Raw genomic sequence first — 12,483 nt, forward strand, 5'->3', positions numbered from 1 at the left:
GGTCACTCAACCGCCGAGCCCATCTGCCGTGTTTGCCGGGTGTGAGAGTTCAACTGAACCACCGCGATGACACGCTCAAGGCGTCCGGAAGACGGGAGGCCAGGCCGTGCGTGCACAGGATGAGCAGCAGTACATCGACTACGTGACGGCCCGCCTGCCCGAGCTGCGCCGGCTCGCCGGGTCCCTCTGCAAGGACCGCCACCGCGCGGACGACATCGTCCAGACGGCGATCACCAAGCTCTACGTGCACTGGCGCAAGGCGAAATCCGTCGACCACCTGGACGCCTACGTCCGGACCATCGTCGTCCGGACCTTCCTGAACGAGTATCGGCGGCCGTGGTCGCGGGTCAAGCTCACCGATGAACCGATCGAGCGAGCGGCACCGTCCGGCCGCGAGGTCGAGACCCGGCTCGTGGTCGCCAACGCCCTGGATCGCGTTCCGCCGAAGCTCCGGACCGTGCTGGTCCTGCGTTTCCTTTATGACCTGCCGGTGCGCGAGGTGGCCGAAACGCTCGGCTGTCCGGAGAACACCGTGAAGAGTCACACCGCCCGTGGCCTGGCCGTACTTCGCCGCCAACTGGGCCCCAACCTCGCAATCTTCGACCGAAAGGGGCAGCCGGCATGAACAAGCACGACGAGGACTACACCGGCGTTCTGAAGGTGTTGCAGCAGGCTCCCGACGAGAGCATCGACTCGATCAGCATCGACCGCGCCATCCACAACGGCCGCGGCCGCATCCGCCGGCGCCGCGTACTCGGCGGCCTGGCCGTCGTCGGCGTTGTCGGCGCCGCTGCCTTCGCAGCGCCCCCACTCGTCGACACCTTCCGCGACTCCCCGGTCGCCGGTCAGGGGCCGGCCCAGGTCCAGCCTTTCGGGGTCTGGGGCCGCGAGTTCGACATCGGCACCGGTGGCGGCTTCCAGGCAGTCAGCTACACCACCGCCAGCCGTTTCCAGGTCATCGGTCTGACCACCGCGGCAGAGCCATCACACGACGGTCCGATCGGCGACGTCACACTGCTCGCGCCGGGGCTTCGGCCGAAGTCGACGACGGGGACGAAACTCCCCGATATCGCGGGCCGTCCGGCCGTCCTGGTGAGCAGCGACGACTCCGGCACGAAGATCGTCTGGCAGTACGCCGACGACGCCTGGGGAACCGTGATGTTGTACAACACGCCCGAGAACCCAGTCGAGCGGGCGCGACAAGTTGCCGAAGGCATCCATCGCCGCGCGACGCCGGTTCCGGTGAAGGTGCCGTTCACGGCGCCGCGCCGGTTGCTGGCCGACGACCTCGACGTGGTGATGGTCCGATTCCCGTTCGTCACCCCGGACGCCAGTCAGCTGATCGAGGTGACGCTCGGCAAGACCGAGCCCGACGCCACCACCGGCCCCGGCGTGCCGCGCTTCGGTGTCCTCCGTCCCGGCAAGAACTGGAAAGGATCCACGAAGGTCAACGGCCGCCCGGCCACTGTCGACGACATCGGGGCGACGATCAGCGGGCTCGGTAGCGGTTTCGCCGCGACCATCACCGCCGACCGGCTCCCCAAGATGGTGGACGTCGCCGCCGGGATCACGCTGATCAGCGACCCGTCGGACCCCACGAAGGGGACCGACGAGCCGCTGCGCTAGCTACGGGAGTTTGGCGGCAGCCGTCTGGGTGAGAGCTTCCCAGTGGGCCGGGGCGATGCCCTTGCCCATCTCGCCGAACGCGATGACCGACACGACGGTGCCCTTGCGAGTGACGGCGTACGGGAAGCCGCCGTCCTCGCTGCCCTGGTCGCTCGGCAGCGGGTAGTCGTACCAGCGCAGGATCGCGGTGGCGTCACCGACTGCGAGGGTGCGATTCTCGGTCAGCTTGCGGGCGTGGGTCTTGCCCGGCGCCCCGGCCTTGCAGGACTTGATCGTCGCGACAATCTGCTCGTACGCCGCCTTGGCCGCAGCCGGACTCTGGTAGCGAGTCAGCCACTGACCGCCGGACGCGTCCATCCCATTGGCATACGAACGAGTCAACCGACCCTGTACGCCGTTCCCCTGGGTGGCCGCTTTGCCGCAGATCGACCGGCTCGGGGCGGACGTCGCGGCCCAGCCGCGCTTCGGGTCGGCCGAGGCGACCTCTTTGCCGGTGAGGAGCATCGCGTTCGCGAGCCGCTGCACGGCCGGCGGCTTGGTCGGACTCGTGGACGGCGTCGGAACCGGCTTGCTCGGCGTCGCCGTCGGCCCGCCGGTCGGTGTCGCGGACGGTGTGGCCGTCGGCGCGTTCGTCGACGGCTTGATCGGCGCGCTCGGCGGCGGCGTCGTACTGGGTGCAGGCGTACTGACCCCTGTCGACGGCGCTCCGCCACCGGCCGGCGCTTGGTTGCCGCAGGCTACTAATCCGGCGCTGGTGACCACCAGCGCCGCCGCGGCGATGACCCGCCGCATTCCCCGAGTATTCATGGATCCAACCTTCCCCTTAGGTGTCAGGTTGGACGTGCCTCAAGCCGCTGCGGTTGGGACACGAGTTGGTCACGGCCTGATCAGGTCCGGCGGCGCCCGTCGAGCCCGACCGTGGAGAGCCGCGCGATCAGCGTCCGCGGGGTGTACTGCGCCAAGGCGACGAGGAGCTTGTACCGGCGGCTCGGGACCGAGATCGCCTTGCCGGCCATCAGGTCCTTCCAGGCGGCGTTGACCAGATCGGTCGCCTCCAGCCACATGAACGACGGCACGACCGTCTTGTCCATGCCCATCCGCTCGTGGAACTCGGTGTGCACGAACCCCGGGCACAGCGCCATCACCGCAACACCCTTGGCATGCAACTCGATCGCCAGCCCCGCCGAGAAGTTCGTCACCCACGACTTGTGCGCGCTGTAGCTCCCCCGCTGCAAGAATCCGGCGACCGACGAAACGTTGATCACCGCGCCCGACCCACGCTCGATCATCGGCAGCACCGCCGCATGCGTCAGCCGCAGCACCACCCGCACCAACAGATCCAGCTGCTTCTCTTCAGCCTCGACAGGGTTGGCCCAGAACGGCTTCTTCTGCCCGAACCCGGCGTTGTTCACCAACACCTCGACGGGCCCACTCCGGAACCGCGCCTCCACCTTCGCGAGGTCGTCCCGGTCCGTCAGATCGACAGCCAGCACCTCGCACTCCACGCCGTACCGCTGCGCAACCTCGGCCGCAACCTCCTTCAGCCGAGCCTCGTCCCGCGACACAAGCACCAGGTCGTATCCCTCACCTGCCAACTTGTCCGCAAACGCCCGGCCGATTCCAGCCGTAGGCCCCGTGATGAGCGCAGTCGCCACGTCGTCCTCCCATCGATACCGAATCCCAGTCTGTCACTACTCTGACCAGGTGCTGACTGCGACGGACACCTGGATCTTCGACCTCGACAACACGCTCTACCCACCAAGCACCGGCATGGCCGACCAGATGAACACCCGCATCCGCGCCTACCTGGCCAACCTCTTCGACGCCGACGAGGCCGAAGCCCATCGGCTCCAGTCCGCATTGGTCGCCGAACACGGCACCACGCTGCGCGGATTGATGAACACGCGAGACATCGACCCCCACGACTACCTCGCCTGGGAACACAGCATCGACTACTCGGTCCTGGTCCCCGACCCCTCGCTCGCGGCCGCCCTCGCCGCCCTCCCGGGGCGAAAGCTCGTGTTCACGAACGGCTCGGCGTACCACGCAGACCAGGCTCTGGCGCGGCTCGCACTCGACGGCCTCTTCGAAGGCACCTTCGACATCCTCGCCGGGCAGCTTCTCCCCAAGCCGTATCCGGAGACCTACCAACGCTTCATCGAACAGTTCACGGTCACGCCGGAGCGCGCGGTGTTCTGCGACGATCTAGCCGTCAACCTGCAGGTCCCTGAACAACTCGGGATGGCGACCGTCTGGGTATCGGGCGATCCCGGCACCGGGCCGGCGCCGTACGAGGTGCTCGGTTCACGCAGTTGGCGGACCTGGGATTTGGTCGCCTTCCTCCGCGTCAATGTCTGATGACTGTAGGAATAAACTCGCATTTCCCGGGGATTTAAGCGATTGTGGCGGGGAATGGTCTGAGGACTTGGGAGGTGAACGATGGCGGCGACTGATACTGCGCTGACCGGGTTGCGGCAGATGATCGCGTCGGGATCGTTGGGTCCGGGGGCTAAATTTCCGCCGGAGCCGGAGTTGTGTGAGCGGCTGGGGGTTTCGCGGAGCTCATTGCGGGAGGCCGTTCGGTCGCTGGCGGCGCTCGGGGTGATCGAGTCCCGGCACGGGTCGGGAACCTATGTGTCGGCGCTGGATCCGGCGGAGATCATCAGCCGGTTCTCGTTGTCGGTGGAGCTGATTCCGCTGGAGGGCGTGCTCCAACTGCTTGAGGTACGGCGGATTCTGGAAGCCAACGCAACCGCTTCAGCAGCAGCTCGGCAGGACCCAGAATTGGCCGACCGACTGGCGGAGATCCTCGATCGGCTGGAAGCAACCACGGATGCGGCCGAGATCCAGCAGCTGGATGCGGAGTTCCACGGCGCAATCTGTACGGCGGGTGGCAACCCGACCGTGACCGCGTTGACGGCGGTGATCCGTGGCCGCGGTGGGCACTACCGGATCTTCGAGCCCGGCGTGGAGTTCGAGGCGATCAAGGAGACCAGTGATCGCGGGCACCGCGCGATCCTTTCGGCGATCACCTTGCGCGACCCGGCCGCCGCCGCCACCGCGGCTTCCGCCCACATCGCCCAAACCGAACTCTGGCTCCGAGCCCTCCGCCCCACCCCTCAGCCCGACTGATCGTTATTTGCTCGATCCTGTCGAGATCTTGCGTTGCAGTGGTCTACTGCATAGCCTCCAGGCAGTTCGTCTGGAGGGGATCCGCCAATGTCCCGAACACACCTGCGCGCTGTAGCCGTCGCCCTGACGACGGCCATCCTCGGCGCAACGCTCACCACGACCGCGACGGCCAGTCGCCCGGAGCCGCGGATCACGCGGGCCGGCCTTGATCCGGCGCTCGTCGCCGGCCGGGGAGCCACTGTTCCGTTCGTCGAGCAGGAGGCCGAGAACGCCTTCTTCACCGGTGAGCAGATCGGTCCGGGCCGCGAGGCCTACACCCTGCCCGCCGAGGCCTCCGGCCGCACCGCGGTCCGGCTGCAACCACAGCAGTACGTCGAATTCACGCTGACGCACGCGGCCAACGCGCTGACGTTGCGCTACAGCATTCCGGACGCCCCCACCGGCGGCGGGATTCGGGCGCCACTCGACCTCACGGTCAACGGTAAGCACAAGCGCATACTGACGCTCACCTCGGAATATGCCTGGCTCTACGGCATGTATCCGTTCTCCAACGACCCGGCCGTCGACCCGATCCCGGGCTGGTGGAAGCCGGAGACCGACCCGGTCGCCAAGCCGTTCCGCCCGAACCACTTCTATGACGAACAGCGCGTCCTGCTGGACCGGACATACAAGGCCGGCGACCGCGTCAGGTTCGCCGTACCGAAGCAGACGAACGCCGCCTGGACCGTCATCGACGTTGCCGACTTCGAGTTCGTGAAGGCGCCGAACCGGCAGCCTGCGCGATCTCTCGACGTCCGGCTGTTCGGTGCCGACCCGACTGGCCGGCGTGATTCGGCGCCCGCCATCGACCGCGCCATCGCGACCGCGAAGAAGATCGGCTGGTCGGTGTTCATTCCGGCGGGCACGTTCCAGGTCAACCGGCACATCGTGGTCGACAAGGTCACCGTCCGCGGCGCCGGCAACTGGCACACGATCATCAAGGGCAAGGTCCTGCCACTCGCCGAACCTGCGCCCGACAAGTCGACCCACAGTGCACCGGGTTTCTACGGCAAGTACGCCGATGCCGGCGGCAGCACGAAGGTCCATCTCGCTGACTTCGCGATCGAGAGCGACGTACGGGAGCGGATCGACACCGATCAGGTGAACGGGATCGGCGGTGCGATCGGCGGTGGTTCGACGATCGAGAACCTGTACCTGCACCACACCAAGGTCGGCATCTGGCTGGACGGCCCGATGGACGGCCTGCTGATCCGCAACAACATCATCACCGACGCGATCGCCGACGGGATGAACCTGCACCTCGGCGTCTCGAACGTCCGCGCCACCAACAACTTCGTCCGCAACAGCGGTGACGACGGCCTGGCAATGTGGTCGGAGGCCAACCCCGACGGCCTCGCCAACCACGACAACGTCTACGACCACAACACCGTCCAGACCCCGGTGCTCGCGAACAACATCGCCATCTACGGCGGTAAGGACAACGCGGTCACCGACAACCTGGTCGCGGACCCGATCCGCGAGGGCAGCACGCTGCATGCCGGATCGCGGTTCGGCTCGACGCCGTTCGAAGGCAAGCTGACCTTCGCCCGGAACACCACCGTCCGCGGTGGACCCCGCGATCTGAACTGGAACATCGGGCTCGGCGCGATCTGGCTGTACGCCTTGCAATCAACGATGAACGCCGACCTGCAGATCACCGACAGTTCGTTCCTGGACTCGACGTACAACGCGATGATGTTCGTCGTCGACTGGCCGGTGAAGGACACCTACGCGATCAACAACGTTGCCGTCAGCAACATCAAGGTCGACGGCACGGGCACCGGCGTCGTGAACGCCCGCGTCGGCGGCTTCGCTTCCTTCGAGAACGTCGACGCCCGCAACGTCGGGGCGCCGTTCGTGAACAACTGCGGCACCTTCCAGTTCGACGGTACGCCCGAGTTCGACGTCCGGCTGCTCAACGGCAACGACGGCGGCTGGTACGGCGCCACCTGGTGCGAGGACCGGCCTACCGTCGTACCGCCGCCGCCTCCGTCGGCCTGGAACTAGTCCGCTCGCGCATGCCCCCGGGTAGGGTCGGGGGCATGCGCGGACACGCTGAGCGGTTGAACGGACTGGGCACCACAATCTTCGCCGAGATGTCGGCCCTCGCGGTCGCGACCGGGTCGGTCAACCTCGGCCAGGGGTTCCCCGACACCGACGGTCCCGATTCGCTCCTCGAGGACGCGATCGCGGCCATCCGCGCCGGCGCGAACCAGTACCCGCCCGGCCGCGGCATCGCGCCCCTGCGGCAAGCGATCGTCGACCACCAGAAGCGGTTCTACGACCTGTCGTACGACCCCGACACCCAGGTGCTCGTCACCACCGGCGCCACCGAAGCCATCGCCGCCGCCCTGCTCGCCTTCGTCGAGCCCGGTGACGAGGTGATCGCCCTCGAGCCGTACTACGACTCGTACGCCGCCGGCATCGCCTTCGCCGGCGGTCGCCGAATCCCCATCACGCTGCGAGCGCCGTCGTACCGGCTCGATCTTGACGAGCTCCGCGCCGCGATCACCCCGCGCACCAAGGTGCTGCTGATCAACACCCCACACAACCCGACCGGCACCGTCCTCACCGATCTTGAGCTTCGCGGTATCCGCGACCTCGCCGTCGAACACGACCTGGTCGTCATCACCGACGAGGTCTACGAACACCTCGTGTACGACGACCACCGGCACATCCCGCTGGCGACGTACGACGGTATGGCCGGCCGCACCGTCTCCATCGGCAGCGCCGGCAAAACGTTCTCCGTCACCGGCTGGAAAATCGGCTGGGTCACCGGCTCGCCGGACGTGGTCACCGCCGTCACCACCGCCAAACAGTTCCTCACCTACGTCTCCGGCTCCCCCTTCCAGCCCGCCGTCGCCAACGCCCTTGCCCTAGGCAACGACTACTTCGACGGCATCCGCGCCACCCTCCAGTCCCGCCGAGACCTCCTGGCCAACGGCCTGTCAGACCTGGGCTTCGAAGTCCACCGCCCCGCCGGCACCTACTTCATCACCACCGACATCCGCCCCCTGGGCCACACCGACGGCATCGACTTCTGCCGCCTCCTCCCCGAACGCACCGGCGTAGTAGCCATCCCCACCCAAGTCTTCTACGACAACAAAGAAGCCGGACGCCCCCTGGTCCGCTGGGCCTTCTGCAAACAAGAAGCCCTCCTCCAAGAAGCCCTGACCCGCCTGCAAAAACTCTGAGCCGCCCGCCGCGTCGCCGAAATTTCAAGCGAGATCTCCGCGCTAACGTCCGAAGGTTCAGAGGGCGTGGTCTCCGGTTCTTCGGACGCTAGGTCTGGTGGCGGTTGGGTGGGCCGCCTTTGCGAGTGTCTGCTGCCGCTGGGAGGCAGTAGGTTCTCGCTGATCGTTTGTCTGCAACGGTCGACGGGGCTGCGGCCGAGGGCGTCCGGTGGGTGGCTGGTCGCCGCTGCGGCCGATTTACTGAAAACGCTCAGCTGAGCAGGTCTAGGGCTGAGGTGGATGGCGACGTCGGCGACCGCGTGGCTCGTTGCTTGAGGTCCTGGGCTTCGGCTGAGGTTCGTAAGGTGCGGTCGTCGGATAAGTAGCTGTTTGCCGGGGCTGGGGAGCATTACCTGTCGATTCAGGGGGGTAGCGCTCCCCAGCCCCACCAAAACGGCAACCCGCAGCAACCCCGGAACCACCTGACCTGTCGTCGAAAGCCACCGCGGCGGGTCAGCTAACCGGCCTCGTCATCATCGGCGGAACCACAGCCCAGCAACCCCAAGCAACGAGCGACGCGATCACCGACCTCGCCAAGCAGCCCAGCCACCGCGGCGACCAGCCACGCCGCCTTTAGTCGGCCGCAGCGGCGACCAGCCATCCCCAGACGCCACCGGCCGAGCCGCTCGCCAACCCATCGCTGACCGCAACATTCCCCGCCGACCGCAACCCACGGACTACCGACCAACCGCGAACCACCCCGAACCCACCGCAACGGGAAACGCGGTCGCCGACCTCGCCGTGACGTCGGCTGGAAAGCGCGCCTCAGTGGAAAGAAAGGTGCAACTGACGCACAGAAGTTTCCACTATCCGGAGATCTTCGGCAGGAAGCGGGCCAGCGCCTCGGGATCCCGTACGACGGCCGTCGTGTGATCGTCGGCTGTCAGGATCGGGCGCTGGATGAGGATCGGGTGCGCGACCATCGCGGCGATCCAGTCGGAGCGATGAGCCTCGTCGCGGGGCAGGTCGGCGACCACCGCAGCCTCGGGTTCGTTGTGGCGTACGACGTGCCACGGATCGAGGTCAAGCCGAACCAGTACGGCGTCCAGTTCCGCCACCGTCGGCGGATCGTCGAGGTAGCGGCGAACCGTGTAGGCGACACCGGCCTCATCCAGGGCAGCCGTGGCAGCGCGGCATTTGGAGCAGGCGGGGTTGATCCAGATTTCCATCAGCGGCGGAACCAGCGTTTCGTGGCGCGTTGGAGCATGAGGATGAGCAGGCCGGTGTGAAGCGCAACGCCGAGAAGCCCGGTGGGGATCGACAGCAGCCCGCCGACGATGCCCAGGACCGCGATCCCGATGATCAGATAGCGGGCCCACGGGCGGCCGCGACGCAGGTAGAGCGCCGGGACGATGTACAACACCGCGCCGATCCAGGCAACGACGACCACGACAGCCGATGAGCCCTTGGAGCCGGTGACGATCTCGGAGATCTGGTCGCTGGCCGAGGTCAGGGCCATCAGGCCGAGGAGTAGATAGAAGACGCCAAAGCCGAGTACCACGACGGTTGCCACGGTGACTTCCCGTGGCGGTCCGGTTTCTTCGTAGTACTCGGCCCCGATCACACCTTGATCCTAGGCGGTGACGTCCAACGCGTCCTTCGACTCGTTCAGCGTGACCCGGACGGTTTCGCCGTCGCGGATGCTTCCGTTCAGCAACCCACGAGCCAGTTCGTCACCGATCGCGGACTGCACCAGCCGGCGCAACGGGCGCGCGCCGTAGACCGGGTCGTACCCGGTCAGAGCCAACCACTCCATTGCACCCTCATCAACGGAGAGAGTGATCCGGCGGTCGACCAGCCGGCGCTGCAGGGCAGCGATCTGGAGCGCGACGATCTTCGTCAATTCCTCACTACCCAAAGCGTCGAACAGGACGATCTCGTCGAGCCGGTTGATGAACTCGGGCTTGAACGACTGCCGTACGACGGCCATGACCTGGTCGCGCTTGACCTTCTCGTCGAGCGACATGTCGGCCAGGTACGCCGACCCCAGGTTGCTGGTCAGGATCAGGATGACGTTCCGGAAGTCGACAGTCCGCCCCTGGCCGTCGGTCAGCCGACCGTCGTCGAGAACCTGCAGCAGGATGTCGAAGACCTCCGGGTGCGCCTTCTCGACCTCGTCGAGCAGGATCACCGAGTACGGACGCCGCCGGACAGCCTCGGTCAGCTGGCCACCCTCTTCGTAGCCGACATACCCCGGAGGCGCACCGACGAGCCGCGAAACGCTGTGCTTCTCGCTGTACTCCGACATGTCGATCCGGACCATCGCCCGCTCGTCGTCGAACAGGAAGTCGGCCAACGCCTTCGCCAGCTCGGTCTTACCCACACCGGTCGGCCCAAGGAACAGGAACGAACCAGTCGGCCGGTCCGGGTCCGAGATGCCGGCCCGCGCCCGCCGTACGGCGTCACTGACCGCCTTCACGGCTTCCTTCTGGCCGATCAACCGCTGACCCAGCTCGTCTTCCATCCGGAGCAACTTGCCGGTCTCGCCCTCGAGCAGCCGGCCGGTCGGGATGCCGGTCCACATCGCGATCACCTCGGCGATCTCGGTCGGGCCAACCTCCTCGCCGACCATCGCCTCCGGCCCGTCAACCACGGCGGGCTCGGCGTCGGCTTCTTCCAGCTCCTTCGTGAGCTGCGGAATCTCGCCGTACAGGATGCGGGCCGCCGTACCGAGGTCGCCGTCGCGCTGGGCGCGCTCGGCCTGGCCGCGCAGCTCGTCGATGCGTTCCTTGATCTCGCCGACCCGGTTCAGACCGGACTTCTCCCGCTCCCAGCGGGCTTCGAGCGCGCGCAGCTCCTCCTCGCGGTCGGCGAGGTCGGCACGCAGCCGCCCGAGCCGCTCCTGCGACGAGGGGTCGTCCTCGCGCGAGAGCGCGAGCTCCTCCATTTTGAGCCGATCCACCGTACGGCGGAGTGAGTCGATCTCGACCGGGGACGAGTCGATCTCCATCCGCAGCCGCGAGGCCGCCTCGTCGACGAGGTCAATGGCCTTGTCGGGCAGCTGGCGCCCGCTGATGTACCGGCTGGACAGCGTCGCCGCCGCAACCAGAGCGCTGTCGGAGATCGCGACCTTGTGGTGCGCCTCGTACCGCTCCTTCAGCCCACGCAGGATCGCGATCGAGTCCTCGACCGATGGCTCCCCGACGAAGACCTGCTGGAAACGACGCTCCAGCGCCGGGTCCTTCTCGATCCGCGTCCGGTACTCATCGAGCGTGGTCGCACCGATCATCCGGAGCTCACCACGCGCCAGCATCGGCTTCAGCATGTTGCCCGCGTCCATCGAGCTGTCGCCGGACGCACCCGCGCCCACGACGGTGTGGAGCTCGTCGATGAACGTGATGACCTGACCGCCGGATTCCTTGATCTCGGTCAGCACCGCCTTCAACCGCTCCTCGAACTCACCGCGGTACTTCGCGCCCGCGACCATCGCCCCGAGGTCGAGGCTGATCAGCCGTCGACCACGCAAAGACTCCGGTACGTCGCCCGCCACGATCCGCTGGGCGAGTCCCTCGACGACGGCGGTCTTGCCGACGCCGGGCTCACCGATCAGCACCGGGTTGTTCTTGGTGCGCCGAGACAGCACCTGTACGACGCGCCGGATCTCGGAGTCCCGCCCGATCACCGGGTCGAGGTGCCCTTCGCGAGCACGCTCGGTCAGGTCGACGCCGTACTTCTCCAGCGTCTTGGTCGTCCCCTCAGCCTCCGGCGAAGTGATCCGCCGACTGCCGCGCATCTGGTCGAACGCCTGCAGCAGCGCATCCGGGGTCAACCCGAGCGCGGTCTTGGCAGGGCCGTCAACAGTCGCAAGCGCGATCAACAGGTGCTCAGTGGAGACGTACTCGTCCCCGAGCCCCAGCGCCCGCTGCTCAGCCTGGTTCAACACCTCACCGGTCTTGCCAGACAAACTCGGCGCCTGCACGCTTCCCCCGCTGGCCTTCGGCAGCCGGCTCACCTGCTCGGCGACCCGACCCCGTACGGCGTCAGCGGAGCCGCCAGCGGCCTCAAGCAGACCGATCGTGGTCCCCTCGGGCTGGGCGAACAGCGCGGACAGCAGGTGAATCGGTTCCACGGTCGGGTTACCCGCCGCGGAGGTCTGACGGATGGCGACCGACAGCGTTTCGCGGGCCAGCGTCGTCAACCGCTGAACATCCATGGAGTTCCAGTCCTTCCTTCGAGCAAAACAGTCACTAGGTACAACCTAGCCAAAGTTGAGTCCATTCCGCTCAACTCTACAAAATCCCAGGGACCGGTCAGGGTTCCACCTGGATCGAATGCCCCGCCGCCGCCAACTTTTCCGCCGATCGCTCCGTACCAGTCGTCGACAGCAGTCCGCCTGGTTCCGGAGGAACACTTGCAACCTCAACGCTGGCTAGCGCCCCTCGTAGGCCTGAGCCTGACGCTCGGCGGCGCCACTACGGCCGCCGCCGCGCCCCCGCCGTCCAAACCGCAACCC

The 12,483-nt window shown here is 67.0% G+C and carries 11 protein-coding genes; 6 read left to right on the forward strand and 5 right to left on the reverse strand.

Annotation, left to right across the window (positions count from 1 at the left end; all coding sequences use genetic code 11):
* Nucleotides 1–106 precede the first annotated feature (106 nt).
* Both E1263_RS03755 and E1263_RS03760 read left to right on the forward strand, forming a co-directional pair.
* Entirely contained in the window at nucleotides 107–625 is a 519-nt protein-coding gene (locus E1263_RS03755) for a SigE family RNA polymerase sigma factor (protein ID WP_132165359.1), read from the forward strand.
* Complete coding sequence (locus tag E1263_RS03760; RefSeq protein WP_132165361.1) at nucleotides 622–1,626, forward strand: hypothetical protein; 1,005 nt, start codon at nucleotides 622–624, stop codon at nucleotides 1,624–1,626. The genes E1263_RS03755 and E1263_RS03760 overlap by 4 nt, the downstream gene beginning before the upstream one ends.
* Here E1263_RS03760 and E1263_RS03765 read toward each other — a convergent pair whose 3' ends face one another.
* Both E1263_RS03765 and E1263_RS03770 read right to left on the reverse strand, forming a co-directional pair.
* Nucleotides 1,627–2,433, reverse strand: coding sequence for a hypothetical protein (locus E1263_RS03765; RefSeq protein ID WP_132165363.1), 807 nt, complete (start codon nucleotides 2,431–2,433; stop codon nucleotides 1,627–1,629). It abuts the gene before it with no gap.
* An 80-nt stretch (nucleotides 2,434–2,513) separates the two neighbouring features.
* Nucleotides 2,514–3,281 (reverse strand): SDR family NAD(P)-dependent oxidoreductase, encoded by a 768-nt coding sequence (locus E1263_RS03770; RefSeq protein WP_132165365.1) that lies wholly within the window; start codon nucleotides 3,279–3,281, stop codon nucleotides 2,514–2,516.
* 49 nt (nucleotides 3,282–3,330) lie between these two features.
* On the opposite strand from E1263_RS03770, the gene E1263_RS03775 reads away from it, so the two are divergent.
* The 4 genes from E1263_RS03775 (at nucleotide 3,331) to E1263_RS03790 (ending at nucleotide 7,991) form a co-directional block, all read left to right on the forward strand.
* The gene (locus E1263_RS03775; RefSeq protein ID WP_238161060.1) at nucleotides 3,331–3,984 is read left to right on the forward strand and encodes a pyrimidine 5'-nucleotidase; all 654 of its coding nucleotides are present in this window, start codon (nucleotides 3,331–3,333) and stop codon (nucleotides 3,982–3,984) included.
* Between the two features lie 81 nt (nucleotides 3,985–4,065).
* On the forward strand, nucleotides 4,066–4,758 hold the full coding sequence (locus tag E1263_RS03780; protein ID WP_132165369.1) for a FadR/GntR family transcriptional regulator: 693 nt from the start codon (nucleotides 4,066–4,068) through the stop codon (nucleotides 4,756–4,758).
* A gap of 87 nt (nucleotides 4,759–4,845) precedes the next feature.
* Nucleotides 4,846–6,804 carry a glycosyl hydrolase family 28-related protein gene (locus E1263_RS03785; RefSeq protein ID WP_132165371.1) on the forward strand — a complete coding sequence of 653 codons (1,959 nt, stop codon included), beginning with the start codon at nucleotides 4,846–4,848 and terminating at the stop codon, nucleotides 6,802–6,804.
* Nucleotides 6,805–6,839: 35 nt separating this feature from the next.
* Nucleotides 6,840–7,991, forward strand: a complete 1,152-nt coding sequence (locus tag E1263_RS03790) for a pyridoxal phosphate-dependent aminotransferase (RefSeq protein WP_132165373.1) — start codon at nucleotides 6,840–6,842, stop codon at nucleotides 7,989–7,991.
* Nucleotides 7,992–8,836: 845 nt separating this feature from the next.
* On the opposite strand, the gene E1263_RS03795 is transcribed toward E1263_RS03790, so the two are convergent.
* Genes E1263_RS03795 through clpB form a run of 3 tightly spaced genes read right to left on the reverse strand, consistent with a single transcriptional unit; the run spans nucleotide 8,837 to nucleotide 12,183 of the window.
* Nucleotides 8,837–9,199, reverse strand: coding sequence for an ArsC/Spx/MgsR family protein (locus tag E1263_RS03795; RefSeq protein ID WP_132165375.1), 363 nt, complete (start codon nucleotides 9,197–9,199; stop codon nucleotides 8,837–8,839).
* The gene (locus E1263_RS03800) at nucleotides 9,199–9,594 is read right to left on the reverse strand and encodes a hypothetical protein (protein WP_132165377.1); all 396 of its coding nucleotides are present in this window, start codon (nucleotides 9,592–9,594) and stop codon (nucleotides 9,199–9,201) included. Before E1263_RS03800 ends, E1263_RS03795 begins: the two co-directional genes overlap by 1 nt.
* 9 nt (nucleotides 9,595–9,603) lie before the next feature.
* Nucleotides 9,604–12,183 carry an ATP-dependent chaperone ClpB gene (gene clpB / locus E1263_RS03805; RefSeq protein ID WP_132165379.1) on the reverse strand — a complete coding sequence of 860 codons (2,580 nt, stop codon included), beginning with the start codon at nucleotides 12,181–12,183 and terminating at the stop codon, nucleotides 9,604–9,606.
* Nucleotides 12,184–12,483 lie beyond the last annotated feature (300 nt).

Source organism: Kribbella antibiotica, assembly GCF_004349055.1.
Classification (GTDB): Bacteria; Actinomycetota; Actinomycetes; order Propionibacteriales; family Kribbellaceae; genus Kribbella; species Kribbella antibiotica.

Bases quoted from the DNA above. Each gene is read 5' to 3' on its own strand.
- E1263_RS03760 (WP_132165361.1), top strand. From the start codon at position 622: ATGAACAAGCACGACGAGGACTACACCGGCGTTCTGAAGGTGTTGCAG.
- E1263_RS03765 (WP_132165363.1), bottom strand. From the start codon at position 2,433: ATGAATACTCGGGGAATGCGGCGGGTCATCGCCGCGGCGGCGCTGGTG.
- E1263_RS03780 (WP_132165369.1), top strand. From the start codon at position 4,066: ATGGCGGCGACTGATACTGCGCTGACCGGGTTGCGGCAGATGATCGCG.
- E1263_RS03785 (WP_132165371.1), top strand. From the start codon at position 4,846: ATGTCCCGAACACACCTGCGCGCTGTAGCCGTCGCCCTGACGACGGCC.
- E1263_RS03790 (WP_132165373.1), top strand. From the start codon at position 6,840: ATGCGCGGACACGCTGAGCGGTTGAACGGACTGGGCACCACAATCTTC.
- E1263_RS03795 (WP_132165375.1), bottom strand. From the start codon at position 9,199: ATGGAAATCTGGATCAACCCCGCCTGCTCCAAATGCCGCGCTGCCACG.
- clpB (WP_132165379.1), bottom strand. From the start codon at position 12,183: ATGGATGTTCAGCGGTTGACGACGCTGGCCCGCGAAACGCTGTCGGTC.